The organism is Specibacter cremeus (genome assembly GCF_003946885.1).
Classification (GTDB): Bacteria; Actinomycetota; Actinomycetes; order Actinomycetales; family Micrococcaceae; genus Specibacter; species Specibacter cremeus.
Genome location: NZ_RWKQ01000005.1, coordinates 1 through 26,758, shown reverse-complemented (window position 1 = coordinate 26,758; position 26,758 = coordinate 1). Strand labels below are relative to the sequence as shown.

Below are 26,758 nucleotides of genomic sequence, written 5' to 3'. Positions count from 1 at the left end.
ATGGTTCATTTCGCCTATCCGTGCGCCCTGATTAGCCGCGCGCCGTGCATCTCTTGGCCTCAATCCGCAAGTGGGAACTCGACTGATGCGGATTCGGCTGCGTACCGCATAGCCTTCCTCTTCCGGCACATATTGCGGTGCCGGAGACGATGAGTCTCGTCACTCTTCGTGCCCTCGTTGAACGTCCGGATTGATCGCGATAGGTTGAGCCTTCGCGCGGTCCGCAAGGACGCCAAGCAAGGAGAAGAGCATGGGGAAGGTTCAATGCCTCGCAGGAATGGTGGAATGACATGAGCGAACCGGCGTCAGACGCGGCAACAACTGGGCTCTGGTACGCCCAGCGGGGTGACGGAGAGGCTCTGGTACTTCTCCATCCCGGGGGCGCTGGCGTGGATTCGCGCGCTTTGACGCCGCAATTCGAGGCACTCTCCCATCGGTTCCACGTCTATACCCCGGAGCAGCGCGCCCATGGTCGAACGCCCGACGTCGAGGGCCCCCTCAGCTACGAGCTGATGGCGCAGGACACCATCGCATTCATAGACAGCATTGTCGGCCATCCCGCGCATCTGCTCGGAATTAGCGACGGCGCGGTCGTGGCACTCACCGTGGCCTTGCGCAGGCCAGACCTCGTCCGTCGTCTCGTGCTCGTTGCCGGGGTTTTCCATTACGACGGGTGGCTTGATGGCGTACTCGACGGCGACCCGCCATCCTTTCTTCGACAGAGCTACACCGAACTCACCCCTGATGGAGCGAATCACTATGATGTCGTGGTCGCGAAGCTTGCCGCAATGCATGCGTGCCAGCCCACGTTGACCACTGAAGACTTGCAGAAGGTCCAAAGCCGTACCCTCGTTATGGTCGCCGACGACGACCAGGTCCGCCTCGAGCATGCCCTCGAGCTCTACCGCAATCTGAGAAACGCCGAGTTCGCGGTCATCCCCGGCACATCCCACGGCCTGCTCGTCGAGAAGCCGGATTTGTGTAACCTCATCGTCAGCAACTTCCTCGGTAACGACCCGGTGCCCACCTTCGCGCCGATCCGCCGGGCAACTGATTCGACATCGTGAGCAGCCGACGTTCGAGCACCTAAAAGAACGCGTCCAGGATCAGCAATTCTGCAACTTCACGGCCGCGGCCCGATCTGTTGGCGGCGGATGAGGCCAAGCTCCACCGATCCCTTCCACGACAGTCAGATCGGCGTCACAAGGGGTCCGTCTTGCGGGCAGCTGTTGAACCCGGAGGGCGGAACGGCGGCACTGGTTTTCAGTTCACTACGTCGCTGTGTCGGGCATGTCGGAAAGCCGATGCGGCAAGGAAGACGGTGACGACGACAAACCCCGGCCATGGCGATCCACAACGTTGGCTGGTATCCAATGACGACCGCGAGGAATCCACCGAGGGCGCACCGATGGCGATCATTGCGCGGTTCACGGAGCTCATCGTCGTGTTCATCCAACCGTGTAAGTGGTCCGAAGGCACCTACCACCGACGCCGCAGACAACGTCGACTGGGCACGATGACACTGCTCGAAGACGAGACCATACTGAAGAAGAAGCCCGTCGCCCCGGCGGCATAACGATACGAGTCAACCAGAGCGTCAGCACTCCGGGATAGGTGCGGCACCGACACTCCGGGCAAATCTGATCAAGGAGAGTGACACCGCATGGCTAGCTACACGTTCGATGTCTTCAGCACCCTCGACGGCTACGGCTCGACCGATGAGTGGGGCGGCTATTGGGGCAAGCAAGGCCCCGAGCTGCTCGACCATCGCGCCAGCCTCTACGCCGAGGACCAGCTCATGGTGTTCGGTCCGACCACCTACCGCATGTTCTCCGGCTTCGTCCTCGCGGGAGTGGAGTTCGACCCCTGGGTCGTCCAGATGAGCGAATTGCCAAAGGTCGTCGTTTCGAGGTCGATGACCCCGGACGAACACCTGCCCTGGCCGAATACCACCGTCATGCACGGCGACGCCGTCGACGTCGTCGCCCGACTCAAGGAGGAGTCCAAGGTTCCGCTCCGATCGCACGGAAGCCTGTCGATGAACCACGCTCTCATGGCCGCCGGTCTGGTCGACCGGATCCAGGTGACCATCTTCCCCGTCATCACGGGACTCACCGGTCAGGACCCGATCTTCCGCGGCGCCGCAGAGTTCGACCTCGACCTGATTGAAGCCCGAACCCTGGACGGGCGCACCCAGGAGCTGACCTACGCGCCGACCGTGCACCCGGTGCGGCCGAGATGACCCACGGGTCGGCCCGCACCGACGGCCCGCCATGCGGTAAGCGAGAGACGATGAAGCATCAGCAATTCACCAAGTCGCTCCTGACGGTAGTGGGGTGCCCATAAGCGGTTCCATTACCGGGCGGATCCTTGACGCTGAGTGGCTGCGCGTAGCTGGTCGGGCTCCGGACTGGAGCTCTGGACGCTCGGGCGCTCCCGCCGCGATTGCCACATTGTGACGAACGCGAACACCGATAGGAGGAATGCAACGAAGTTCAGCACGTGTAGGACGAACCACAGCCCCATTTGATGGGGAAGGAGCAGGCTGATGTCTCCTGCCGCATCGGCCCGGTTGACGAAGGAGTCATCGATAGGTGTCCAGAATGCTACCGCAATGACGCTGAGCAAAAACATGAGTAGGGCCAAGGCGAAGACGATGACCGTCCAGACCATCGATCGCCGCCTTGAGGTCTTTGATGGCATCACCGGTCAGCTCCTCGTATTCGATACGTGCGACCCATCATGCCGGAGACGGGATACCTACAGTAGTTGCGTGAGGCAGTTGGGCGAAGCTGATCAGAGTCACCGTTGCCGCCTCCGAAGGCCGTCACAACCGACGGCGCCACAACGGTCTGCAACGCAACAGCGCGGTACGTGAGGCGGATGAAGATGGACACGTACTGATCGTAGGACTACAGCCGCACCAAACGCCCGATTCAGGTTCCGCTTGTGGGCGCCATGCGCGGGTCCAGCGTAGTAGAGTCATGTGGCTTACGGTAGCCGTGCCGCTCTTGAGAGGAACGACATGCGCGCGATTATCCTTGGCGGTACGGGTGCGATCGGCGGGGCCACGGCATCGCGGTTGGCCGCGGCTGGCTGGACCGTAGATGTGGTTGGGAGGGATCCAGCCGCGATGCCAGCGGAGCTGGCATCGATCAATGTGCGCTTCCACGCCGTCGAGCGAAGTGACACGAGAGGGATCCAGCAGCTCGTCGGCGACGGCGTCGACCTTTTGGTCGATCTTCTCGCCTATCGCGGCGCGGATGTTCGGGAACTACTGCCCGTAATGGCGTCCGCGGCAACCGCCGTGCTCGTGTCAAGCAGGGCGGTCTACGTCGATTCTTTCGGGCGTCACGTCAACGGGGGCGCCCCTCCTCGGTTTGACGGTGCGATAAAAGAGGACACGCCGACGCTGCCGCCGGCCGGAAATGATGTGGACCCGTTCAGCCGGGAGGGATACGCCCGGTCGAAAGTCGCGGCCGAGCAAGTGGCCCTGGACAGCGGGCTCCCAGTCACGATCATCCGCCCTTCGAAGGTTCATGGACGCTGGGCAAGGAATGCGCGCACGCGGTCCTTCGTGGAAAGGATGTTACGAGGCGAACGTGCGATCGCGCTTGCCGACCGCGGTACCTCCATCGACCACCTGAGCGCCGCGGTCAATACCGCGGCGCTCATCGAAACCATTGCGGTGCAACCCGCACCACGGATCCTGAACAGCGCCGACCCCGACACCCCTAACGCCGAGCAGATCGTGCGCGCGATTGGCACGCGGCTGGACTGGGGCGGAAGGCTCGAGCTGCTCGATAACGGCGACCCCCATCCGGAACGGGGACAACACCCGTGGCGATCCGCGCATCCCATGGTATTAGACACGACCGCTTCCGAACTCCTCGGCTATGTGCCCGTTGGAAGCGGTCTTGACTTGATCATGGAGGAGGTCGACTGGGTCGCCACGCATCTCAACGCCCGGTAACCGTTCCACTTACGGGCACGACGCTCAGCACCCGCGGACAGCGGTCAGTCGGCTCAAAGTGCGTCCGTTCAACGTCCGGCTTGCGGGGCGACGCGTCCGCAAGTTCGCGCGACAAGACTGGCCGAGTACAGCTAGCGCGCCACGCGGTAGCGGAGGTAGACGACCNGGTGCGGGTCTCGGCGAGTTCGAGATCCACCCGGCGTTCGTGCCGGGGAAAGAACGGAATGCCACCGCCCACCAGCACCGGGTTGACCATGTGCCTATGGTCCAGGCCGAGGACGTCCACGCCGTTGTTGAGGCGCTCGGCATTGGCCCGGTCGAGATGTTTGCCAGCAGTGGCGGGGCGGTGACCGCGCTCGCTCTCGTGGCGGCATACCCCAATGACGTGACTACCCTTGTGGCACACGAGCCGCCGCTCATCTCAGTGCTCCCTGACGCTGAGGCTGCCGAGCGCGCCCGTGCCGGCGTTCGGGACGCTTACCAGGCCAAGGGGGCAAGTGCCGGCATGGCGGCCTTCATCGTCATGACATCGTGGCAAGGCGAGTTCACCGAGGACCACTTCGCCCAGCCCACGCCCGATCCCGCCCGGTTCGGGATGCCGATCGGGGACGACGGCTCCCGTGACGACCCGCTGCTCTCCGACCGGTCGTGGGCGGTCTCCAACTACCGTCCCGACGTCGACGCGCTTGCCGCGGCACGAACACGCGTCGTGATCGCCGTAGGCGAGGAGTCCTTGGGCACCTTCACCGGTCGCACAGCGGTGGCCACCGCCGCGCTGCTCAGTCAGCAGGTGACCGTGTTCCCAAGCCACCACGGCGGCTTCCTGGGCGGCGAGTCCGGATATGCCGGCCAACCCGAGGCCTTCTCCCGCAAACTGCGTGACGTCCTCGACAACTGACGTCGTGCACTTCGCGCTGAGGCGGGAGCCGGTCCCGTTGTGACGCGGGAAGCGGCGGCGGGCATCATGGCGGAGGCTACGCCCAGAATGCGTCAGCCTGTGCTGTGTCGTCGAAGAACTCCCGGCCCTCGGTAATCTTGCCGTCGAGAATCTGGAACGTGAGTGTGCCGTCCGTGTCCAGGATCTTGCCGTTGCTCTCAGCATGGGTGTGCTGCAAGGCGACCGTGTGGTTTTCCCCTCCGACGATCTCCTGGACGGTCACCTTCAAGCTGCCCTCGGAGCGCGCCCCCAACTCACCGAAATATGCCAGGATGGCGTCGCGTCCCTGCTTCGCACCCGATAGCACGCCCCCTCCGGCAGCATGCCAGACTGCGTCCGCTGCGAACAATTCGCCGAGCGTCGCCATATCACCTGCGCTGAAGGCCTCGTATCCGCGCCGGACCAATTCAGCATTTTCCTGAGTTCCCATGTGGGGCACCTCTCCGTCATCGTCGTCGGGTCACTCTCGAATGGCTTAAGGCTATTCCTGGCCACTGTCCTTGTCGATGGATCCTGAGCACCCCCTGCGCTGTGCGGATCGCCTGCCGAAGTATTGGAACGGTTGACGCTCGCCTGCCCACTCAGCGTCCCCCTATCGGCGTCTATTGGCCCGAGCGCCGAACTCGTCAAGAACACGCACGACATCCTTCGCCAGCCAAATGCGGTTGCGCCTTCCGTTCGTGATTTGGATCAGGACGCCGGCATCAACAAGGCGGTTGATAGCGACCTGAGCGTTGACGGCTGAGATGCCAAGTTGAGTTGCGGCGGCGGCGCTGTCAATAACTGGCTGGCGAAGGAGGATATTCACGAGCCGGTGGGCCGCGGAGTCTCGTCTTGCCTTGACACGGTCGCGCCACTCGAGCCGGACGTTTTCCAGGTCGTCGACGAGGATGCGACCGTTGTGCACCGCTGTGAACGATGCCTCGGCGATGGTGCGGACTATCGGGGCGATGTCCCCTGACCGGTAAGCGCCGAGGGCGTCGAAATAACGGCCGGTGTCGTGGAGTAAACCAGCGGAGACCGGAACGGTGACATTGCGAGTCAGCTGCCCTCCGCGCAGCATCGCCTGGATGAGTGCGCGACCGACTCTGCCGTTGCCATCGGGGAATGGATGGATCGTTTCGAATTGGGCATGGGCGATCGCGGTCTGAGCAAGAACAGGAACGTCGACGCGATTGGCGAAGGCGACGAGATCGTCCATGAGCGCGGTGACGCGATCATGATGGGGCGGGACGAACTGTGCGGTGTGGGGTCCGAGGCTCCCTCCGCCGATCCACACCTGCTGGTCGCGCCAATGGCCGACGATGTCGGGATTGCTTTGCTCGAGCAGCGCACGGTGCATTTCCAGGATGGCGTGGCCGTCAATGGATTCGGACAGGGCGAGAGCAGCCTGCATGGCTCTGACGTTGCCCACGATCAGCTGCGCATTCTTCGAGGCGTGCTCACCGAACTCCGCCAAGGCGATCTGGCGCGCGCCGCTGGTCAGGTTCTCAATCTCTGAGCTGGAGGCGCTTTCGGTGCGCAAGAGAATGGATGCGAATGGTGCTGCAATCTGTCCCACTTCGGCATCGAAGCGGGCAAGCTCGCTGGCGGCCTCTTCAGTCAGTGCGTGCAGTTCGCCATCGAGCTGGATTGATAGACCGGAGATGAATGCGGGCACCGCAGCCAGATACGGTCCGGCGACCCGACGCTTCTGTGTTCGTGAACCATACTCGTCCTGAACGTTGTGCCAAGGCCGCTTTTCATAGTCCAGCGCTGGCCAGACCGCGTCCTGCTCAAACATCGGCATGACCCAAGCATACCAATGCTTATCAATTTATCCATGGTTAAGCAGCATCGCTATTCTGATTCATTCCAGCGACGTCTTCCGGCGACCGAGACCGGTTTTCGGTCGCCGGGTCAAGGTTCCCTTGTGACACACCACTGTGCTGGCCGGCGAGCATCGCGTCTGTGACCGACCGCTTACGGCACGTTGTGCACGTAGTGAGGACCAGCCTGCTGGACCGTGGCTTCGCCTGCCGGGTGCAGACTCCTCCTGATACGGGCTCGTGGGACGATGATGCATGGGCGAAGAGAGGGAAGCCGAGGCAGCAAAAGATGCCGGCGCCGCGGCACGAAGGCATGGCCACGCGGACCACGAACACAATCCGCCAAGGCGCGTCGAGCCTGTCTTCGAGAGAGTTCAGCGGATCGTCTATGCCGTGGGCATCCTGTTTCCCGTGCTGGCCTTTGGTGTCGGCAGGGCTTGGGGTCCACCGGTGAAGGACGATGCTGCCGCTCAGATTGCCTACTCCGCCGCCCATCCGGCCCTTCATGTGTTCGAGGTCGTCGTTTTTCCACTAGTCTGCGTGCTCTCATTGCTCGGGGTGATTGGCTTGACCCGACTGGCGATCCATCGTTCACCGTGGTGGGCGGCGACCGGCGGGGTACTCGCCTTGGCCGGATGGGGCACCCTGCCGATCTGGGCCGGTCAGGACAATTTGACGTGGCTCATGGGCCGGACGGGTGCCACCAGCCCCCAGATGGTTGAGTTGTGGAACCAGTTCAATACGAGCGGAACCGGCACGTACTTGTACATCTTCATTCTCGGCCATCTGTTCGGCCCGTTGCTGCTGGGTGTAGCGCTCGTGCGGGCACGCGTGGTCCCCACCTGGGTTCCCATTGCGGTAGCCGTAAGCATTCCGCTGCACGTGCTGGCCTTCGTCACCGGCGCCTCGTATGTGGACCCGATCGCCTATGCCCTGTTGGCCGCCGCCCTGGTCCCCGCGGCCGCCGCCGTACTCAGACCTTCTCGGCCGACCCCCGCGCCAGCCTGACCGGGGAACCCCAATCGGCCGTGATCACGACACGGACGCAACGGGACATCGGCAGGGAAACACCAGCACACCGTTCCTTGTGGAAAGCTCCGCGAAGATGGCGGTTGGCAGGTCCGGCGCAACTGTTCCGGGGTCGGAGGAAGAACCGCACCGCGGCGATTCGTTCGTATCAATGCGCAGGGAATCGAGCACTCAGGACAAGCTGAGCTGATTTCGCATGTGTCCGTAGGCGGTTTCCCTATCGGGCGGCGCGAAGGGGTGGATCGGGCGCGGGGCACGCTTCGATGACGGCCGCAAGGTCCGTGCCGGCCCGAAGCAGCGAAACGGTTCTCGCCGCGATCTGGTCGAGACGTCGGTGCAGGATCAGATCGACATCCCGGATGCCCTCGAGCCGGCGAAGCGCGCTCATAACGTCGCGGATCGAGGCAATGCCGTAGCCGCCGCTGCGCAGCGCCGCGACGATGCGGGCCTCCCGAACCGCGGCGGGCCCGTACCAGCGAACGCGCAGGTAGGTCACCCGCTCCGGCACGGCAAGTCCCTCGGCGTCCCAGTGCCGCAGCGTCGAGGGCCGGACGCCAAGTGCTGACGCGAGCTCGGAGATGGTCATCGCGTCATCGTCGGTGTCCTCGTGACGGCCGGTCGCCTCCGCCCCGATCGTCCGGAGAGCCTCCCGGGCCCGGAGCACGTCACCGCGCTCACGGGCGAGTTCGACGTACAAGGCGCAGATGGTCGCGGCGGCGGCCTCGATGCACCCGGTCCGGAGGTCCGCGAGCAGGCAACGCGCCGGCACCGGACCGACCGCTCTCGCCAGGGCGCGGTAGGCACGGACGGCCTGCACGTGGATCGGGGCATACGACCGATACCCGGTGGCTGTGCGGGTCGCCGGCGGGATGACGCCCAACCGTTCGAGATCGCGGATCTGCTGCACCGAGTACCCCGTTGCGCGGGCGATTTCGACCGTGCGGAGGACACGAGAGTTGAGACCGTTCATCTGCCATCCCGCCCTTCTACGCGGCCAACCCCACATATGCACTTGAATGTCATGGTTGAGGCATGAGTATGGAACAGATCATCGAGATGGTGCAAGGGTTCGACGGGGCGCTCGTGGTGACCCCTGGCCCCGGCGACGGCCTGCCGGAGCTGGCGTGGGGGGACGCGTTCTTCTATTACGCGCCGGACGGTCGGATGCCGCAGCATGTCCAGCCCTACGCGACGATCGTCACCAAGAACTACCCGGACGACACCGCCTCCGACCTCGATCCGGACGGGCGCTGGCGGATCAACATCCACGTCGACCCGGCAACGTTCCGGGACCTGACGGGCGAGGTCGCCCGCGGCCTCACTCGGCCCCGGAGCTACGAGACACCCGACGCGGTCATGCCCCACCCGGTGTACGGGCCCCTCGGGTGGATCGCCGTCGTCAATCCCGGCGACTCGACGATCGACACCGTCACACACCTCCTGCGCGCAGCACACGCGGCGGCCCGCGCGCGCTACGACCGGCGACAAGCCACGAACTAAACGACATCCGGTAGCCGATCGGCCTGCGGGACGGTCCCCATTGCCAATTCTGCGGCACTCATGGTGGGTGCCCGACCCACCTGGTGGATGCGTGCAGTCCGGGCGGCAAGTGTGCCGCCACCATCGCCCCTCACGCGTGGTGCCGCTGCGACCCTCCAGCGCTGTGGAGGAGGGCAGACGAATCTGGCCATCAGGGTCGACGCCCATCCGATGCAGCAGCCTCCCACCATCAACAGGAACGGGTACACGCCCAAAGGTCCGCGGATTGCCAGCACGAGCGTGAGGACAGCCGCCCAGACGATGGGCAAGCCGTGCCCACCGCCGTCGTCGTGCAGAACGCTGCTCCAGCCGTCGATCATCCAGACGTAGCCGCGCGCAGCAAGGGGCCCGGGCAACATGCGGGCCATGGTCCGGCGGACAACCCCGGGACGGTCGCCTTCACCCGCACCCGGGCCAGCAGCCAGGCGTCCTGCAGGGCCTGGTTCGCGGCCTGGGCCTTTGTGTCGGCGGGAACGCCGGCGCCCACGACAACCACCTTCATCGGTCAGTTACCCAACTCGACCCGGATGGCGGCGTTGTCGGGAAGCACCACGACGGTGCCGGAGCGCAGGGTCCAGCCGTCGTGGAGGAAGAAGAACTTGCCGCCGCTGACCACCAGCAGCCGCAGTCCACGGTATTTGTACAACGGCGCCGTTCCGCCGGGGAGGAGCTGTTCAGCGACGTTGGGTGCGCCGATGCCCAGCCTGGTTCCGCTGTAGACGGACGCGCGCGGCATCGTGGATACGCCCTGCTCAATCTGCGCCGCCAGCCCGCGCCCCACGGCCTGGGCGAAGTCGGCCGTGCCCCAAAACAGCAGCAGCGTGACCAGGCTGAAGACGAGGGTCGCTTCGAGCGCCCGGAACCGGGCCCGGGTTGCGGGCGAGGCACCGGCGTCCGGGCCCGTGACGCGAGCAGGGACGGACCTCCGCCGCAGCCGCACGCCCCACGCCGCCACCAGGACGCCGCCGGCCATGACGTACGGCAGGAACAACACACCCCGGCCCGGCAGGATGATCGTGATCAGCAGCCCCACGCCGGCGGCCACAATGCCGGCATAGGTGGCAGCCAATGCCGTCCGGCGCACCAGCGGCCGCCGGCCCCCGGCGTCGTGGGCCGTCAGCCAGCCGTCCGCCGCGAGCCAGCCGATGGCAAGAATCACCAGCAGCACGAGGGGCAGGAACAGCGACCGGATGCTGCGCAGCACATAGTCCTGCACGGTGTAGCCGAAGAGGCTGACGTCCAGCCCCATGGCCCGCGCTTGCGCGTCGGAGCGGGCCCAGCCGAAGTAGACCAGCAGCGCCGTGGCGACGGCGACCGGGGGCCCGAAGGCCGAGACCACGGACAGGGCCTTCGCCAACGGGGATGCTTCGGCATCGGGTGTTGTGTCTGCCATCGCGGCCGCCCTAGGGGCTCGTGGTTTCCGCTGCCGGGGGAGCGCCCGTCGACGAAGGGGCGGGCGACGGCGGTTGGGTTGCCGATGGTGTCACGGTGCCGGTGGGCGGGTCGTAGGTGAATTCGGCGCTGCCGGGGAAGGTGCTCCCGTCCGGTCCCACGGCCTGGACGGTCGCGGGGCCCGGTTGCAGGGCGGGTGGGGCGGTGAAGTCGAAATGATTTTCAGACAGCTTGCTGACGGATACCCGCTGCCCGTTGACGAGCACGGCCGCCACCTCGGTGAAGCGACCCATCAATCGCAGCACCGTGCCGCCCTCCGCCGGAACGTGGGGATGGAAGTCCGTGGCGTCACCGTCCTGGTCTGTGACCCCCGCCAGCAATATCGGGCAGGCCGTTCCGGCGCCGGGTACCGTCTCGACGGGTGCTCCCGGATGGGCGGCATGGTACGTCAGGAGGCTGGCAAGGACCCGGTACGTCGCGGCCTCGAGGCAGTCCGGCGGTGCCGGCTGGGGCAGCGCCCGGTAGCCGGCGTCCGCCCGGGCCCACGCGGACGGCTCGCCCGTGGTGACGGCCGTGCACAGGTCATGCGCGGCCGTCACCAGGGGGTCGCTGCCGGGCATCTGGTCGCACTCCTTGGCGACGAGCCGTGCGTACCAGCCGTTCGGAGGGGGGTCCAGTGGGTCGGCCGGGCCGGGGGGAACCCAGGCCAGCGGGTTGGCGCCGGTGCCGGCCGCGGCGCCGCCCGGCTCGGGCGGACCCGGCGGATTGATTGCGGGGCCCGCGTCCGGGGTGCCGGCAGCGATGGATGACGGCGACTGCGCCGCGGCGGAGGACGGGGAATTGGTGGTTTGAGCCCCGGGGCCGGTGGGCGTCGCGACGCACCCGGCAACCATGGCCAGTGCGAGCGCGGCGAGGCCGACGACCGCTGTTGATCGCCCGTGCAGCAGACTCCGCCTTCGTCCCACTGAGGGCCTCCCCTCGGCGCCGCGCGTTCACGCCCTGCACCGTCGGAACTGGCTGTGGACGCCGGTCAGGTTCAGTATGCGCGCCCCCGACCGTGCTGGCAACGGTTGCTCCGAGCGGCTGAAATACCACCGACACCCGGGGTGTGCAAGGCAAATATGTGCTTCATCACTAAACCGGTAGTCTGTAACCGGGCCGAGGTCCGCTGGACTAAAGTTCCATTTTGGGGCACTGGTCCGCTTTGCCGAAGGGTCGGGCGCATCGGGTGCTCCGTGGTCGCAAGACTGCACCGAACACTACTTCGACGTAGAAGGACACAAACCCGTGGACCTGTTTGAATACCAGGCACGCGACATGTTTGAGGCGCACGGCGTTCCCGTGCTGGCCGGCATCGTGGCGTACACTCCTGAAGAAGCAAAGGCAGCAGCCGAAAAGATCGGCGGCGTGACCGTCGTCAAGGCACAGGTGAAGGTCGGTGGCCGCGGCAAGGCCGGTGGCGTCAAGGTAGCCAAGACCGCCGACGAGGCGTTCGAGCACGCGACCGCCATCCTTGGCATGGACATCAAGGGCCACACGGTCAACAAGGTCATGATCGCCGCGGGTGCGGACATCGCCGAGGAGTTCTACTTCTCCGTCCTGCTGGACCGCGCCAACCGCAACTACCTGGCCATGTGCTCGGTCGAGGGCGGCATGGAGATCGAAGAGCTGGCCGTGGAGCGCCCCGAGGCCCTGGCCAAGGTGGCCGTTGACCCCGCCGTCGGCATCGACGCCGCCAAGGCCGCCGAGATCGTCGCCACCGCCGGCTTCGCCGAGGAACTGCGCGCCGACGTGGCCGCCACCATCATCAAGCTGTGGGACGTCTTCGCCAAGGAAGACGCCACCCTGGTCGAGGTCAACCCGCTGGTGCGCACCGGCGCCGGTGACATCGTGGCCCTGGACGGCAAGGTTTCCCTCGACGAGAACGCCGGCTTCCGCCACCCGCACCACGAGGACCTCGAGGATGCCGCGGCGGCCGACCCGCTGGAGGCCAAGGCCAAGGCGAACGACCTGAACTACGTCAAGCTCGACGGCGAGGTCGGCATCATCGGCAACGGCGCCGGACTCGTCATGTCCACGCTCGACGTCGTCGCCTACGCCGGCCAGAACCACGGTGGCGTCAAGCCCGCCAACTTCCTGGACATCGGCGGCGGTGCGTCCGCCGAGGTCATGGCCGCCGGCCTGGACGTCATCCTCAACGATCCGCAGGTCAAGGCCGTGTTCGTGAACGTCTTCGGCGGCATCACCGCCTGCGACGCCGTCGCCAAGGGCATCGTCGGTGCGCTGGCCGAGCTCGGCTCCGCCGCGAACAAGCCGCTGGTCGTGCGCCTCGACGGCAACAACGTCGAGGAAGGCCGCCGCATCCTCAACGAGGCCAACCACCCGTTGGTCACCCTGGCCGCCACGATGGACGAGGGCGCCGACAAGGCCGCCGAGCTCGCCAACGCCGCTCGCTGATCGTCTAAGGAAAAACACATGTCTATCTTCTTGAACAAGGACTCCAAGGTCATCGTCCAGGGCATCACCGGCGGCGAGGGCACCAAGCACACCGCCCTCATGCTCAAGGCCGGCACCCAGGTTGTCGGCGGCGTGAACGCCCGCAAGGCCGGCACCACCGTCAAGCACGGCCCTGTTGAGCTGCCCGTGTTCGGCACCGTGAAGGAGGCCGTCGCCGAGACCGGCGCCGACGTCTCGATCGTGTTCGTGCCGCCGGCCTTCACGAAGGACGCCGTCGTCGAGGCCATCGAGGCCGAGGTGCCGCTCGTCGTCGTCATCACCGAGGGCGTGCCGGTGCAGGACTCGGCCGAATTCTGGGCCCTGGCCCAGTCCAAGGTCGACGCCGAGGGCAAGCAGGTCACCCGCATCATCGGCCCGAACTGCCCCGGCATCATCACCCCCGGCGAGTCGCTGGTGGGCATCACGCCGAACAACATCACCGGCAAGGGCCCGATCGGGCTCGTCTCCAAGTCCGGCACGCTGACCTACCAGATGATGTACGAGCTGCGCGACCTGGGCTTCTCCACCGCCATCGGCATCGGCGGCGACCCCGTCATCGGCACCACGCACATTGACGCCCTGGCCGCCTTCGAGGCCGACCCGGAGACGAAGGCGATCGTGATGATCGGCGAGATCGGCGGCGACGCCGAGGAACGCGCCGCCGAGTTCATCAAGGCCAACGTCACCAAGCCGGTCGTCGGCTACGTGGCCGGCTTCACCGCCCCGGAGGGCAAGACCATGGGCCACGCAGGCGCCATCGTCTCCGGCTCCGCCGGTACCGCACAGGCCAAGAAGGAGGCCCTCGAGGCCGCCGGCGTGAAGGTCGGCAAGACGCCGTCCGAGACCGCCGCCCTGCTGCGCGAGGTCATCGCCGCCCTATAGCGCCAACGGGAGCGAGACCTTGGTGATTTCGACAAGCTCAATCACCGCTGGTCGAGCTTGTCGAGACCAACGACTGCGGCCCGTGCCCTTTCCCAGCGGGAAGGGCACGGGCCGCAGTCGTGTTTCCGGGGTCAGCCGGCGGCCACGGTCCGGCCGCTGCGAGCCCGGCGTCGGGGAAATCAACAGCACCCCGGCCGAGGCCCGGTCCTACGGGCGAAGGTAGGCCCAGCCCTCGGCTTGGCGGGTGACCAGGTGGGCCACGCCGGAGGCGACGATCCGGGCCTCCGGCAGGACATCGTCGGCAGTGAGGTTTTGGGCGGCGAGGCTGTTTTGGCAGACGCACACCACCACTCCCCGGTCGATCAAGGTCTTCAGTTCAGGGCTCGCTGTTCCGGCGGCCAAGGCGATCCCGGGACCATGGGTCACCAGTTCCACGGCCGTCTCCGGACCCAGGGCGGTGATCAGGTTCAGGGCATTGCGGAGTACCGCCGCGTGTTTCTCCGGTGCCGCCTCGTTGATGTGGATGACCGTTCGGTACGGCATTGCACCGCCTCCTTGGCTTCGTGGGCTGATCGTAGCGTGGTTGGGAAAAGCTTCGCTTTCCATTGTTGAACGCTACGCGGTGCGGGGCCGCATTGCCGACATCCTGACCGGTGTGCCCGAGGGCGCTGCGCGCGGTCGGCCACACCATGCACCGGCCCCCGTTAGGCTGGCGGCATGAATGCACCACGCGTCCCCCGGACGCGCACCGTGGACGTCGACGACCTGGAGCGCTTTGACGCGCTGGTGGCGGCCGGTGCCACGTCCATGCACGGCTGGCACCTGCAGTCCGTGGACCTGCGCGGACGCTCCACCGAACTGGTCCGGCTGCACGCCTCCGGCGCCATTTTCATGGGCTGCACGTTCGCCCCGGGCATGGAAGGGCGGTTGCGCTCGCGCGGGGCCCTGCTGTTCCCGCAGCTGCCGGACATCCCGTTCAACGCCTACCGCGGCCACCTGTACACGGGTGCCGAACTGTATGCCGGGATCGCGGCGGGGGAGTACGAGTCGACGCCGGACGCGCGCATCTACCAATGGTCGCTGCAGGCCGGGGCGGGCCGGATGCTGCACTCCACGCTCGCCACGGCCATGCATGACCACGCCATCTCCGACGCCCTCGACGAGACGCTGGCCGCCCTCGCCGGCGCCGGCGTCGTCGGGGTCATGGGTGGGCACCAGTCGGCGCGGGGGAGCACGGGGTATGCGCAGGCCGCCGGGTTGGGCCGGGCGTTGGCCGCGGCCGGGTTCGTCGTCGCCACCGGCGGCGGGCCGGGCGCCATGGAGGCCGCGAACCTGGGTGCCTACCTGTCGACGTACGACGACGACGCGTTGGCGGGTGCGCTGCGCACGCTGGGTGCCGTCCCCGGCTTCCGGCCCTCGATCACCGGGTGGGCGCGGTCGGCCGCCGCCGTCCTGGCGCAGTTCCCGGCCGGCGCCGACAGCCTGGGCATCCCGACCTGGTTCTACGGGCATGAACCGCCGAACCTGTTCGCCACGCGCATTGCCAAGTACTTCGCCAATGCGATCCGGGAGGCCGTGCTGCTGGCGCGCTCCACCGGCGGCATCGTGTTCCTGCCCGGGGCCGCCGGGACGGTGCAGGAGATTTTCCAGGATGCCTGCGAGAACTACTACGCCGCGGCCGAGGCCGTGGCGCCCATGGTGCTCGTCGGCAGCGCGTACTGGCAGGACGTGCTGCCGGTGCGGCCGTTGCTTGCGTCGCTGGCCGGCGGGCGCGCGATGGCCGCCCACGTGCACGTCGTCGACACGGTGGCGGAGGCCGTTGCCGTCCTCGCCCGGTGACGCGAAACGTGAGGCGGCCGACGGCGCGACTCAGCGGACCGGCGTCGTGCCTCCCAACCGGGTGGTGACGTGTGCCGCGGCGGCCGCACACGCCTCGCCGAGGAGCTGCAGCCGTTCGGGCGAGACCCGGAAGCGCGGCGCCGGGATCAACACGGCGGCCACGGGATTGCCGCGGTGGTCGTGGACCAACGCCGCGACGCCCACCTCGTCGATGGCCGACTCCCCGTAGTTGGTGGCGTAACCGCGGCGGGCCACCTCCGCCAGCCGTGCCAGATAGGCCTCCAGCTCCACGGCGTCCAGGCCGGGATACGTGATGTCGCCCCCGGCCAGCAGCGATTTCACGCGGTCCTCGTCCTCCGCGGCCAGGAAGACCTGCACGGAGGCGCTCATGGCGTCGTGGTAGCGGGCGCCCAGCGGCGTGGTGTGCTTGACCTGCTGCGGGCTGGCGATCTGCTCCACGCACATCGACTCCCGGCCGTTCCAGACCATGAGGGAACTGGTCTCGCCGGTCCGCTCGGTCAGCTGGCGCAGCACCGGGTACGCCACGCGGCGCTCCTCCAGCTCGGCGAGCAACGGGCCCGCCACGGCGATGATGCCCAGGCCCAGGTGGAACCGGCGCGTGTCCGGGTCGCGTTCCACGAGCTCTTCCTGTTCCAAGGTGGCCAGGATGCGCGAGACGGTGCTCTTGTGCAGGCCGATCCGGGTGGCGATGTCGGTCACGCCCAGCATCGGCTCGGCGGCGGAGAAGCTGCGGAGCACGGCCACGGCGTTCTCCAGCACCGACGCGCCGCGGGAATCGGCGGTCTTGTCCCTGGACTCGGATTTGGGCTCGGATTTGGGGTCGGACGCGGGCTTGGCGGGGGGAGTCATCATGCCCTCCATGATTCCGCATGGCGGCGGCCGGCGGCGCCAAGAAGCGCTGCCGGCCGCTCATCCATGATGATGTTCAGGCGCCGATGATGTTGTGCTCCGGGCCGAACGGGAACTTCGTGATGTTCTCCGCACCCTCCTCGCCCACGACGAGGATGTCGTGCTCGCGGTAGCCGCCGGCGCCCGGCTGGCCGTCCAGGACGGTGATCATGGGCTCCATGGAGACGACCATGCCGGGCTCCAGGACGGTGTCGATGTCCTCGCGCAGTTCCAGGCCCGCCTCGCGGCCGTAGTAGTGGGAGAGGACGCCGAAGGAGTGGCCGTAGCCGAACGTGCGGTTGGCCAGCAGGCCCTTGGCCACGTAGATCTCGTTCAATTCGGCGGCGATGTCCTTGCAGACGGCGCCGGGCTTGATCAGTTCCAGGCCGCGCTTGTGCACCTCGACGTTGATGTTCCACAGTTCCAGCGAGCGGGCATCGGGTTCGCCGTAGAAGAGCGTCCGCTCCAGGGCCGTGTAGTAGCCGCTGGTCATCGGGAAGCAGTTCAGCGAGAGGATGTCGTGTTCCTGGATTTTGCGGGTGGTGGCCCAGTTGTGCGCGCCGTCGGTGTTGATGCCGGACTGGAACCAGACCCAGGTGTCGCGGATCTCCGAGTTCGGGAAAGTGCGGGCGATCTCGTGCACCATGGCCTCGGTGCCGATGAGGGCCACCTCGTATTCGGTGATGCCGGCGGTGATGGCGTTGCGGATGGCCTCGCCGCCGAGGTCGCCGATGCGGGCGCCGTGCTTGATCACGGCGATCTCCTCGGCGGATTTGATCATGCGCTGGCGCATGGCGGCCTGGGCCACATCCACCAGCGTGGCGCCCGGGAAGGCGGCCTGGATCTTGTTGCGGTTGTCCGTGGGCAGCGAGTCGTCCTCGACGCCGAGGCGGCGGACGCTGATGCCGCGGGTGCGCAGGGATTCCTGGATGGCGTGGATGTAGTTGTCCCGGCGCCAGTCGGTGTAGACCAGGTTCTCGCCGTAGCTGCGGCGCCACGGCATGCCGGCGTCGATGTTCGCGGTGACGGTGACGGTGTCGTCCTTGGTGACCACCATGGCGTAGGAGCGGCCGAAGTAGGTGAACAGGAAGTCCGAGTAGTACTTGATGGAGTGGTAGCTGGTCAGCACCACGGCGTCGAGGTCCTTCTCCGCCATGATCAGGCGCAACCCGGCCAGGCGGCGCTCGAACTCGGCATCGGAGAACGTCAGGGACACCTTTTCTCCGTTGTGCAGGACTTTCAGGCGCTCCAGCTCGGAGACGGCGGAGGCGGGGGAGGAAGAGGTGACAGTCACGGGTGACTCCTTTTGTTTCTAGCGATTACTGTTTGGATCGGCCCGCTGGGGACAGCGGGAGTCGGTGGGGGCGGCCGGGCGGGAGCCGCCTGGGATCAGTGGGCGCGCAGCGGGTCCTTGGAGGTTTCCCGCGCGAACAGAACGGCGATGAGGGAGATTGCCGCGGCGGCCATGAGGTACCAACCCGGGGCCAGCTTGGACCCGGACAGGGCGATCAGCAGGGTGGCCACGAAGGGTGCGGTGCCGCCGAAGAGTGCATTCGAGAGGTTGAAGCTGACGGCAAAGCCGCTGTAGCGGACCCGGGTGGGGAAGAGTTCGGCCAGGAAGCTGGGCAGGGTGCCGTCGTTGAGCGTGAGCATGCCGCCGAGCAGGATCTGGACCACCAGGATCACCGCGAAGCTTCCGGTGTCCAGCAGCATGAAGGCGGGAACCGTCAGCAGGACGAACAGCACGGAGGCAGAGATCAGCACCTTCTTGCGGCCGAACCGGTCCGAGGCCAGGCCGGTGAGGAAGATGAAACCGATGTACGTCAGCAGGGCGATGGTGGTGGCCAGGAACGACTCCGTGGCCCCGAATCCGAGCTCCTGGCTGAGGTAGGTGGGCATGTAGCTGAGGATCACGTAGAACCCCACGGCATTGAGCAGGACCGCGCCCACGGCCAGCAGCAGCGGCCGCCAGTGGTTCTTGAACAGTGCGGCGACGGGGGTCTTGATGGCCTTGTCCTCCTCCGTCAGGGCGCGGAACGCCGGGGTGTCCTCGAGCTTCGTCCGGATGTACCGTCCGATCAGGCCCATCGGAGCGGCCAGCAGGAACGGCAACCGCCAACCCCACGCGTTCATCTGGTCCGGGGACAAGACCATGGAGAGGACCGCGGCCAGCAGGGAACCGAGCAGCAGTCCCGCCGCGGTGCTGGCGGGCACGACGGCGGCATAGAGTCCACGCCGATTGGCCGGGGCGTACTCCACCAGGAAGGCGGAGGCTCCGGCGTACTCGCCGGCGGCCGAGAATCCCTGGACCACACGGACCAGCAGGAGCATGATCGGCGCCCAGATCCCGATGGTGTTGTAGCCGGGGATCAGGGCGATGGCGAACGTCGCGGCGGACATGATCAGGATGGACAGGGACAGGGCGTTCTTGCGGCCCAGCTTGTCCCCGATCTGTCCCCACACGAAGCCACCGAGGGGGCGGACAAAGAAGGAGATGGCGAAGACGCCGAAGGTCAGCAGCAGCCCGGTCTGCTTGTCCTGCGTCGGGAAGAATGCGCCGGCGATGGTCGCGGCGAGGTAACCGTAGACGGCGTAGTCGAACCATTCCACGAAGTTGCCGATGAAGCTGGCCATGATGACCCTGCGGCGGGTGCCTGCGCCCAGTCCCGCCCCGTCGTTGGGGCGTGGCTGCCCGCTCATCGTCGTCTGCTGCACTGCAGGGGATGTGCGCGTATGGATAGCATCCGAGGGAGTTCCATTAGTCATGAGTACCACCAAAGAGTTATGGGTTGCGTTCAACGCAACGCTGTTGCACCAGAGTATGTGTGACGCGTGACACTGTCAAGACCTTCTCCTGGTTTCAGGTTGGTTTAGGGCATCGGTGAATGAAGAACGGCCCAGGTGTCGCCGTAGGTGGCGATGTCCGATCAGTGTTGCGCTCACTGCATCCGTGTTGACCAAAGTTGCGGCCGCACGGCATCCCTAGGCAGGTACGGCCAGCCCCATGGGCGCCACCCACAGTTCGGTAGCCAGGTCCTCGACCAGGTCCCCGACCACCTGCTCGTACAGCAACCGTCCCTTGGCGGCGTCGGACCCGGCGGCGGAGGACAGGCAGCCGGACGGCGGCGTCCGCCCCGGCACCACCGGGAGCCGGTCGAAGCGCGGAAGCGCGGCGGCGGGTCCGTCGATGACCCGCTCCATCGCCACGCGCTCCGGGGCGAGGTGCAACATGAGGGAGGTCTCCAGGACGCCGCCGTGCTCGATGTCCCAGCCGGGGAATCCCGCCGGATACACCCGGGCGAGCGTGTCGGCGCTGACAAAGTCCCAGTACGAGAGCAGCAGGACGCTGGTGTCCGATCCGCTCCCCAGGCCCAGTTCTTCCAGGGCCAGGTCGATTCCCTCGTACAGGAACTGGTAGTTCTCGTAGTGGCCGTTGATGAACACCACGTGCCGGACGCCCTGGCCCAGGAATGACTTGACCAGGTTCCGGGTGACGCCGACGAGTGAGGCGCCGTCCAGGCTCGTGGTCCCCGGCAGGTGGTTGCCGCCGCCGGACTTCTGCTGCGACTTGTAGCCATAGGCGATGGGCTGGGCGACCAGCGCCCCCAGCCGGGTCGCCACGCCGACGGCGATGCGGGAGGCCAGCGCCGTGTCCGTCCCCAGTGGAAGATGCGGGCCGTGCTGTTCAAGCGACCCGACCGGGATGAGCACGACGGCCTCCCCGGAGGCCAGGGCCTCACGGTACGCGAACGCGTCCAGATCCTCGAGCAGTACGGTGTTGTCCATGATGGAAGCCTCCATTGGCGGGGTGGTGTCGGGTGTCGGTGCGGGGCTGTCAGGGGACCGCGGCGGGCTCGGGGCTCTTGGTCTCGCAGGCGTCGCCGTGCATGGCCAGCACCGCATCCTCGTGCAGGTCGGTGCGGATGCCCAGGGGCACGCCGGCCTTGATGCGCTTGCGGAATCGCGGGTAGCCGAGGGCGAAGTAGACGGCGGATGAGGTGACCGTTCCGGCCAGCCAGGAGAAGTCGATGCCGCCCATTGCCGTGGCTATGGGGCCCTGCAGGGCCGGGACCCCGCCGTACATGCACATCCACGTCATGACGATGCCGGCGAAGAAGGCGATGAACGCGGCCGGGTTGATGGACTTCAGCATCGTGGACTTGGGGCTCAGGAACAGGTACGAGAAGTCCTTGTGGCGGCGTTCGAAGACGAAGTAATGCACGGCCATGATGCCGCCCCACGTGGCCACCCAGGCCACGATCGCGCCCAGCCACGAGTCGAGGAGCATGGCGAAGTCCTCCGCGAACATGAAGCCGATGACGGCGAACATCGACAGGATGCCGACGATGATGGAGAGTTTGCGGCGGGAGATCTTGATGTCCAGGGCCTGGAAGGCGACGCCGAACGTGTAGAGGTTGATGATGTTGGTGGCGATGGGGCCGTGGATGACGAGCAGGATCACCGGGACGGCCAGGACGCCGAAGCTGGAGACGATCAATTCTCCGGGGTCGGCCGAGCCGTTCTTCGTGGCCAGGCTGGCACCCAGGATGCCCAGCCAGACCACCGGCACGAATTGGCCCAGGACGCTGACGAGGTAGAGCTTGGCCGGCTTGATCTTGCGGCTGACGAAGCGCGAGTAGTCCGGGGCGTACGTGAACCAGCCGATGCCCCAGCCGATGCCGATGACGGTCATGATCGACGACATGGCCGCAATGCGCGGCAGGCCCTCGAGGATGGCCCCGGGGGGACCCTGGTAGCCCCAGTTGATGTTCAGGTGGGTCCATGCGATGACCGACATGGCGACCAGCACGATCACCGTGGGCGGCATGGTGATGCGTTCGAACTTGGAGATGGCGTGGTAGCCGCGGTAGCAGATGGCGACCTGGACGGACATGATCACGGCGGCCACGATGATGCGCACCCCGATGTTGCGGTGGTGCGGGTCCACCCAGCCGATCTGGCCGAACAGGGCCAACACCAGGTCCAGGATGACCCACGTGTTCACGGCCGACCAGCCGATGGCGATGGTCGCCTGGATGGCCGCCGGCAGGTAGGCGCCGCGGCGGCCGAAGGCCCCGCGCGCCAGGAGCATGCCGGTGGCGCCCGTCTTCTGGCCCAGGAGCACGAAGAACCCGAAGCCCATCATGCCGATCATATTGCCGCCGATGAGCACGATGAGCGTGTCCTGCAGGCCAAGGCCGAGCTGGATGCCGAGTGCGCCGAGGATCCAGTTGATCGGTGCCACGTTGGCGCCGGCCCAAATCCAGAATTGCCCGGAAAGCTTCGTCGTGCGCGCCGATTCGGGGATGGGTTGGAGGACATCCTCAAGTTCGACCGTCGCGCTCTCCGGCGACGGTGATGTGGTCCGATTCATGCTGATCTCGATTCACTACTCTGTGATGGGGAGAGGGGGTCAACCCAGTTTAGAAGTGATCTGCGGCACAACCTATGGACGTTTCGATTATACTTAAGCTCCAAATCGGGACATATTGTCGCCCAATACTTGGAGGTTGCCCATGATCACGCTGGCGGACATCCTCGCCTCCCCGCCGATGGCGGCCGCCGACCCCATGCTGCGCACGGACGTGTCCGGGACGGCGCAGCGCGCCGTTCGCTGGGTGCATTCGAGCGAGGTGCTGGAGATCGCGCCCCTGCTGCGGGGCGGCGAGCTGCTCTTGTCCGGCGGGCAGGCGCTGCTCGCGTTGCCCGCGGATGAGCAGACCGCGTACGTTCGCAGCCTCGGGGCGCGCGGCATCGCCGCCCTGGCGCTCGAGACGGCAGGGGTCCCGGACGGTCTCTCCGCCGGGATCATCGCGGCGGCGGAGGCCGCCGGCGTGCCCCTGATCGAACTGCGGCGGGTTGCCCCGTTCGTGGACATCGCCGAGGAGGTGAACCGGCTCATCGTGAACGAGCAGGCCAGGGCCCACCTGCTCGCCGACGACCTCTCGCACCGGATCGCCCGCCAGATCACTGACCTGGGCCCGCACCTTCCGACCATCCTTGACCTGATAGCGGCCCGATTATCGGCCGAGGTGTTGTTGACGACGACGGACGGACTGTACGTGGAGCACGCAGGGGACGTGGCGGATCCCGCGGCCGAACCGGTCGTGTCCGGCATTATCGTGGGCGGACGGCTCGCCGCCGAACTCACGCTCAGGTCGACGGTGACGGACCTGGTCGGGCTGGAGGTGGCGGCCGACCGCCTCTCGGGGATCCTGGCGGTGGCCCTGGCCCAAACCTTCCAGCCGTCCCCCGCGCAGGTCGCGGACACCAGGTTGGTGCAGGCGATCATCGAGGACGCGGCGCCGGCCGCGGTGGAGGAGTTGTGGGAGGCGGCCGGACTGCCGCGGGGGCGGCCGGCGGTCGTGGCGATTTTCCGGGCCAGGGGCCGGGACGGGGACTTCTCCGGCGTCGAACGGGCGCTGCGCGGCGTGGGTGCGGGCATCAAGACGCATCGTTGGGACGGCGATCTGGCCGTGTTGTTCGCCTTGACGGCCGGTCACGCCCGGGCAGGGCGTGCGGCGCTGCTCCGCGCCGCTCACGATGGGGTGCGGGGCTCCACCGTGTGCGCGGCCTTCGGGCCGTTCGTGGTGGACGGCCTGCTGGCGCACGGATCGTTCGTGGAGGCCCGCGAGGTCATGCGGATCGGCGCACCGGCGGCCGGCCAGGTCCTCGACGCCATGGAGTTCCTGGGCCGGCGGATACTGGACGAGTTGCCCGACGGCGGGTTCGTGGAATCGTATATCCAGGCGACCGTCGGCGATGTGCTCCAGTGGGACCGGAAGCATCGGACCTCGCTGGCACAGACGCTGCTGCGCTGGCTGGAATCCGGGTGCAACACGACGGCGACGGCCGCCGCGCTGCACATCGAACGGCAAACGATGCACAAGCGGCTGAACAAGATCCACGACCTGTTGGGGGAGGACCCGCGGGAGTCCGGGAACATTTTTACCATCCACCTGGCCGTCAAGGCGGCCCTGTCCGAGGACCGGCGCCGCTAGGACCGGTGATTGAGCTTGTCATCGAAACCCGAGCCTGCGGTGATCGAGCCCGTCGAGATCTCGACAAGCTCGACCACCGCTCGCTCGACCACCGACCACGGCGGCTCCCAGCGCCGATGGCGAGCAGAGTTGCCCGGTGCGTGGGCGGCTGTCCCAGCCCTACGCGTCCACGGACGCCGCCGACAGGTCGGCCGTGCCGTGGCGCTCGGGCTCCGCTTCGCCGCCGGCCTGTGCCAGGGTCATTCCCTTGGTTTCCTCGGCCATGAAGAGGCAGACCAGGAACCCGACGGCCGTCATGACGGCGGCAACGATCATGGTGGGGCCGATGCCCCAGTACGCCAGTCCGAACGGCACTGCGAAGGTCCCCAGCGCCGCGCTGATCCGGCTGACAGCGGTGGTGATTCCGACGGCGCTGGCGCGAATGTGCGTCGGGAACAGTTCGCTGGGGTACGCCCACTCCAGGATGCTGGGTCCGCCCGAGAACAGGGCGTAGGCCATGAAGCAGCCAACGATGATCGCCACGGGTGCGGACGGGAAGAAACCCAGGACGAACAGGGGGATGGACATGAGCGCGAAGCACCAGATGATGAGCGGCCGGCGGCCCCACGTCTCGATCAGTTTCAGCGCCGGGATGCAGCCGGCGAGGAAGACGAGGTCGATCACGACCGAACCGATGTTGGCCAGATTGCCACCGCCGAGTCCGAACGACGACAGTATGGTGGGCCCAAAAGTGTAGATCGCGAAAAGCGGTCCCACCTGAAGCGCATAGAAGCTGCTGCAGAAAATGATGCGCTTGAGGTACGGCTTGCGCCGCAGTATGCGCAGATCGACCTTGGGCTTGTCCTTGACGGTGGCGTCGGCGGCCTCGAAGACGACGTGGTCGACGTTGAGCTGGTCGGACAGGGCGGCGCGGAGGGCCTGCTTGGCGTCGTTCGTGCGTCCCTGGTGAAGCAGCCACCGCGGCGACTCGGGGGTGCCGAGCCGCACGAGCATCACGATGGCTCCGAGCACGGCCGACGAGAGCAGCATCCAACGCCAGGAACCCGCACCGAACAGCTCAAAGATGGCGAATCCCACCAGGGCCGCCAATGCCGCGCCAATGAACCAGCCCACCTGGAGGACGCCGAGCATCTGGCCGCGACGCTTGCGCGGAAGCCACTCAGCCAGCAGCGAATTGGCGATGGGGTAGTCGGCGCCAATGGCCAGGCCGGCGACCAGGCGAAGGACGATCAGCTGCATGGAATCCTGGACGAAGAATTGCAGCACTGAGGCGATGACCAGCGCCCACAGGTCAATGGTGTACATCAGCTGGCGGCCGATGCGGTCGGTCAGCGGGCCCAGCAGGACGGCTCCGAGGAAGATGCCGACCAGTGCCGAGGCGCCGATGAGGCTGGTCTCGAGTTCAGTGGTGTGGAACTCCGCCGATATGCCCACCAGCGCAATGGCGATGATGCTCAGGATGTAGCCGTCCAGGATCGGGCCGCCCATGCAGGCGGCAACGAGTTTCTTGTGGAAGCGCGTGAAGCGCGCTTCATCTATGGCGACGTGTATGTTCATCAAATCCTTCTCACCTTGCGTGGGGAACGGGCTCAGAGCCTGTTGGCAAGACCGCGTTCGGTCCAGCGTGACTTCATTGTCGACATGCTGGCAACAGTTGATATATCAAGAGCGTAAAGTGCCCTGCGTCACGTGTCAAGATGTTGCGTCGAGGGCCGTGGCAGCCGGGGACAACCGACTGTCCGGCTGCTTCGCCGGCAGGTCAGAGGGTGCCGGTGACGAATGCGTTGAAGCTGCGGACGTGGTTGGCCATCAGCTCCGCGGCCCGCTCGGCATCCTTCGCCAAGATGGCGCCGATCAGGCCGTCCAATTCCAGGATGTGCTTGATGACCAGCGGACGGCGCTCCAGGATGAGGCACCAGATGCGGGTGGATAGGTTGGCGTACCGGACCAGGATCTCCTCCAGGTGTCGATTGCCGGCCGCGCGGTAGATGAGCTGGTGGACCGCCAAGTCCAATCGCATCAGGTCGCCCTGGTCGACGGTGGCGGTCTCCAGCGTCCTAATCAGGCCCGAGTAGTGTTCAAAGGTGCGCGCGGCTTCCGCGCCCGCCGCTTTCGCGGCCATGCCCGCTGCGACCGGTTCAAGGGACTGGCGCACCTGGGCGATCTCCATGAGATCCGTAATGTCGATCGGGGCCGCGAAGGCACCCTTGCGTGGGTGGGAGACGATCAGGTGGTCGCTTTCGAGGCGCCGCAACGCTTCCCGGATGGGTGTGCGTCCCATCTGCATTTCCTTGGACAGCTGTGACTCATTCACCGATTCGTTGGGCCGGATGCCCAACATGATCACCCGGTCCGCAATGACGCGGTAGGCCACGTCGGCCAGTGACTCATGCGCCCCTCCGGCCCTCCCGACCAGCGGTATGTCAAGCATCGCACCCCAAACCCTTCCGTTGATGTGCCGGGCGGTATCAGCACCATCCCCTTGTCTGGCCGAGCCTATATTCGATCCGGGCCATACGCTGACGGCTTGGTTCCCTGCCGTGGATCATCCTAGAGCACGGCGCGGACCGTCCGCTCGAAACTGGTCACATGCTCCAGGGCCAGGGATACCGCGTGGTCGGCAACCATTCCGACCACCAGGGCCGCGACCGCGGCCCCGGCGTTCGCGCCCTTGTCCGTGGGAGCCGACAACCGGTGATCGGTCAACTCGCACAACCTCGCGTCCCGACCATGGTCATCTGAGGCCAAGGCAACATGATGGCGTCTCGGTTGACGCGTGCGATCCATTCCTGAATAGGTCCGGCCTCGAGCGCAAAGCTGGCCGGGATCCCACGCCTTGTTCAGTGGGATCCCGGCCATTTCAGTATGCTCTAACGCGGATTTCCGCACAGCCGGTTCGCCGCAATCCTCGTGATGTGCTGAGCTCAGCGGTGGTCTGAATGTCCTTGCATCT

Annotated in this window: 26 protein-coding genes; 11 read left to right on the top strand and 15 right to left on the bottom strand. The window is 66.5% G+C overall.

Annotated elements, in window-relative coordinates; all coding sequences use genetic code 11:
* Window positions 1-290 precede the first annotated feature (290 nt).
* The 3 genes from EJC77_RS02755 (at window position 291) to EJC77_RS02745 (ending at window position 2,242) form a co-directional block, all read left to right on the top strand.
* Window positions 291-1,067, top strand: coding sequence for an alpha/beta fold hydrolase (locus tag EJC77_RS02755; RefSeq protein WP_125610054.1), 777 nt, complete (start codon window positions 291-293; stop codon window positions 1,065-1,067).
* Window positions 1,068-1,321: 254 nt separating this feature from the next.
* Window positions 1,322-1,576, top strand: a complete 255-nt coding sequence (locus EJC77_RS02750; protein WP_125610053.1) for a hypothetical protein — start codon at window positions 1,322-1,324, stop codon at window positions 1,574-1,576.
* 87 nt (window positions 1,577-1,663) lie between these two features.
* The gene (locus EJC77_RS02745) at window positions 1,664-2,242 is read left to right on the top strand and encodes a dihydrofolate reductase family protein (protein ID WP_125610052.1); all 579 of its coding nucleotides are present in this window, start codon (window positions 1,664-1,666) and stop codon (window positions 2,240-2,242) included.
* 113 nt (window positions 2,243-2,355) lie between these two features.
* Here the strand turns inward: EJC77_RS02745 and EJC77_RS02740 are convergent, their stop codons facing one another.
* Window positions 2,356-2,673 (bottom strand): hypothetical protein, encoded by a 318-nt coding sequence (locus EJC77_RS02740; protein WP_125610051.1) that lies wholly within the window; start codon window positions 2,671-2,673, stop codon window positions 2,356-2,358.
* Between the two features lie 352 nt (window positions 2,674-3,025).
* On the opposite strand from EJC77_RS02740, the gene EJC77_RS02735 reads away from it, so the two are divergent.
* Window positions 3,026-3,973, top strand: a complete 948-nt coding sequence (locus EJC77_RS02735) for an NAD-dependent epimerase/dehydratase family protein (RefSeq protein ID WP_125610050.1) — start codon at window positions 3,026-3,028, stop codon at window positions 3,971-3,973.
* Between the two features lie 262 nt (window positions 3,974-4,235).
* A complete protein-coding gene (locus EJC77_RS02725) occupies window positions 4,236-4,871 on the top strand; it encodes an alpha/beta hydrolase (RefSeq protein ID WP_205786801.1) in 636 nt (211 codons plus the stop codon).
* Between the two features lie 76 nt (window positions 4,872-4,947).
* On the opposite strand, the gene EJC77_RS02720 is transcribed toward EJC77_RS02725, so the two are convergent.
* Together EJC77_RS02720 and EJC77_RS02715 are read right to left on the bottom strand one after the other, a co-directional pair.
* Window positions 4,948-5,340 (bottom strand): nuclear transport factor 2 family protein, encoded by a 393-nt coding sequence (locus EJC77_RS02720; protein ID WP_125610049.1) that lies wholly within the window; start codon window positions 5,338-5,340, stop codon window positions 4,948-4,950.
* Between the two features lie 162 nt (window positions 5,341-5,502).
* Complete coding sequence (locus EJC77_RS02715; RefSeq protein ID WP_125610048.1) at window positions 5,503-6,699, bottom strand: Fic family protein; 1,197 nt, start codon at window positions 6,697-6,699, stop codon at window positions 5,503-5,505.
* A 274-nt stretch (window positions 6,700-6,973) separates the two neighbouring features.
* Here EJC77_RS02715 and EJC77_RS02710 point away from each other — a divergent pair, with 274 nt between their 5' ends.
* Entirely contained in the window at window positions 6,974-7,726 is a 753-nt protein-coding gene (locus tag EJC77_RS02710; RefSeq protein WP_125610047.1) for a hypothetical protein, read from the top strand.
* A 238-nt stretch (window positions 7,727-7,964) separates the two neighbouring features.
* Here EJC77_RS02710 and EJC77_RS02705 read toward each other — a convergent pair whose 3' ends face one another.
* The gene (locus EJC77_RS02705; RefSeq protein WP_125610046.1) at window positions 7,965-8,717 is read right to left on the bottom strand and encodes a MerR family transcriptional regulator; all 753 of its coding nucleotides are present in this window, start codon (window positions 8,715-8,717) and stop codon (window positions 7,965-7,967) included.
* A gap of 62 nt (window positions 8,718-8,779) precedes the next feature.
* On the opposite strand from EJC77_RS02705, the gene EJC77_RS02700 reads away from it, so the two are divergent.
* Complete coding sequence (locus EJC77_RS02700) at window positions 8,780-9,247, top strand: DUF6194 family protein (protein WP_205786799.1); 468 nt, start codon at window positions 8,780-8,782, stop codon at window positions 9,245-9,247.
* A 544-nt stretch (window positions 9,248-9,791) separates the two neighbouring features.
* On the opposite strand, the gene EJC77_RS02695 is transcribed toward EJC77_RS02700, so the two are convergent.
* Together EJC77_RS02695 and EJC77_RS02690 are read right to left on the bottom strand one after the other, a co-directional pair.
* The gene (locus tag EJC77_RS02695; RefSeq protein WP_125610045.1) at window positions 9,792-10,679 is read right to left on the bottom strand and encodes a hypothetical protein; all 888 of its coding nucleotides are present in this window, start codon (window positions 10,677-10,679) and stop codon (window positions 9,792-9,794) included.
* Window positions 10,680-10,689: 10 nt separating this feature from the next.
* On the bottom strand, window positions 10,690-11,643 hold the full coding sequence (locus tag EJC77_RS02690; RefSeq protein WP_125610044.1) for a hypothetical protein: 954 nt from the start codon (window positions 11,641-11,643) through the stop codon (window positions 10,690-10,692).
* Window positions 11,644-11,965: 322 nt separating this feature from the next.
* Here EJC77_RS02690 and sucC point away from each other — a divergent pair, with 322 nt between their 5' ends.
* Window positions 11,966-13,135 carry an ADP-forming succinate--CoA ligase subunit beta gene (gene sucC, locus EJC77_RS02685; protein WP_125610043.1) on the top strand — a complete coding sequence of 390 codons (1,170 nt, stop codon included), beginning with the start codon at window positions 11,966-11,968 and terminating at the stop codon, window positions 13,133-13,135.
* An 18-nt stretch (window positions 13,136-13,153) separates the two neighbouring features.
* Complete coding sequence (sucD, locus tag EJC77_RS02680) at window positions 13,154-14,056, top strand: succinate--CoA ligase subunit alpha (RefSeq protein ID WP_125610042.1); 903 nt, start codon at window positions 13,154-13,156, stop codon at window positions 14,054-14,056.
* A gap of 207 nt (window positions 14,057-14,263) precedes the next feature.
* On the opposite strand, the gene EJC77_RS02675 is transcribed toward sucD, so the two are convergent.
* Window positions 14,264-14,599, bottom strand: a complete 336-nt coding sequence (locus EJC77_RS02675; RefSeq protein WP_164520292.1) for a DsrE family protein — start codon at window positions 14,597-14,599, stop codon at window positions 14,264-14,266.
* A 174-nt stretch (window positions 14,600-14,773) separates the two neighbouring features.
* Between EJC77_RS02675 and EJC77_RS02670 the strand changes: the two genes are divergently transcribed.
* Window positions 14,774-15,895 carry an LOG family protein gene (locus EJC77_RS02670; protein WP_125610040.1) on the top strand — a complete coding sequence of 374 codons (1,122 nt, stop codon included), beginning with the start codon at window positions 14,774-14,776 and terminating at the stop codon, window positions 15,893-15,895.
* A 30-nt stretch (window positions 15,896-15,925) separates the two neighbouring features.
* Here the strand turns inward: EJC77_RS02670 and EJC77_RS02665 are convergent, their stop codons facing one another.
* The 5 genes from EJC77_RS02665 to EJC77_RS02645 form a co-directional block, all read right to left on the bottom strand.
* Window positions 15,926-16,765: an IclR family transcriptional regulator gene (locus EJC77_RS02665; RefSeq protein WP_125610039.1), complete on the bottom strand. Its 840-nt coding sequence runs from the start codon at window positions 16,763-16,765 to the stop codon at window positions 15,926-15,928.
* Window positions 16,766-16,841: 76 nt separating this feature from the next.
* On the bottom strand, window positions 16,842-18,098 hold the full coding sequence (locus tag EJC77_RS02660; RefSeq protein WP_125610038.1) for an aminopeptidase P family protein: 1,257 nt from the start codon (window positions 18,096-18,098) through the stop codon (window positions 16,842-16,844).
* A 95-nt stretch (window positions 18,099-18,193) separates the two neighbouring features.
* Complete coding sequence (locus EJC77_RS02655) at window positions 18,194-19,504, bottom strand: MFS transporter (protein WP_125610037.1); 1,311 nt, start codon at window positions 19,502-19,504, stop codon at window positions 18,194-18,196.
* 282 nt (window positions 19,505-19,786) lie between these two features.
* A complete protein-coding gene (locus tag EJC77_RS02650) occupies window positions 19,787-20,590 on the bottom strand; it encodes a creatininase (protein ID WP_125610036.1) in 804 nt (267 codons plus the stop codon).
* A gap of 49 nt (window positions 20,591-20,639) precedes the next feature.
* Window positions 20,640-22,178: a purine-cytosine permease family protein gene (locus tag EJC77_RS02645; protein WP_125610035.1), complete on the bottom strand. Its 1,539-nt coding sequence runs from the start codon at window positions 22,176-22,178 to the stop codon at window positions 20,640-20,642.
* 142 nt (window positions 22,179-22,320) lie between these two features.
* On the opposite strand from EJC77_RS02645, the gene EJC77_RS21305 reads away from it, so the two are divergent.
* Complete coding sequence (locus EJC77_RS21305) at window positions 22,321-23,805, top strand: PucR family transcriptional regulator (protein WP_125610034.1); 1,485 nt, start codon at window positions 22,321-22,323, stop codon at window positions 23,803-23,805.
* A gap of 159 nt (window positions 23,806-23,964) precedes the next feature.
* Here EJC77_RS21305 and EJC77_RS02635 read toward each other — a convergent pair whose 3' ends face one another.
* The 3 genes from EJC77_RS02635 to EJC77_RS20275 form a co-directional block, all read right to left on the bottom strand.
* The gene (locus EJC77_RS02635) at window positions 23,965-25,362 is read right to left on the bottom strand and encodes an MFS transporter (RefSeq protein ID WP_125610033.1); all 1,398 of its coding nucleotides are present in this window, start codon (window positions 25,360-25,362) and stop codon (window positions 23,965-23,967) included.
* 202 nt (window positions 25,363-25,564) lie between these two features.
* Entirely contained in the window at window positions 25,565-26,236 is a 672-nt protein-coding gene (locus EJC77_RS02630; RefSeq protein ID WP_125610032.1) for a GntR family transcriptional regulator, read from the bottom strand.
* Between the two features lie 119 nt (window positions 26,237-26,355).
* Entirely contained in the window at window positions 26,356-26,511 is a 156-nt protein-coding gene (locus tag EJC77_RS20275) for a hypothetical protein (RefSeq protein ID WP_164520291.1), read from the bottom strand.
* Between the last annotated feature and the right edge of the window lie 247 nt (window positions 26,512-26,758).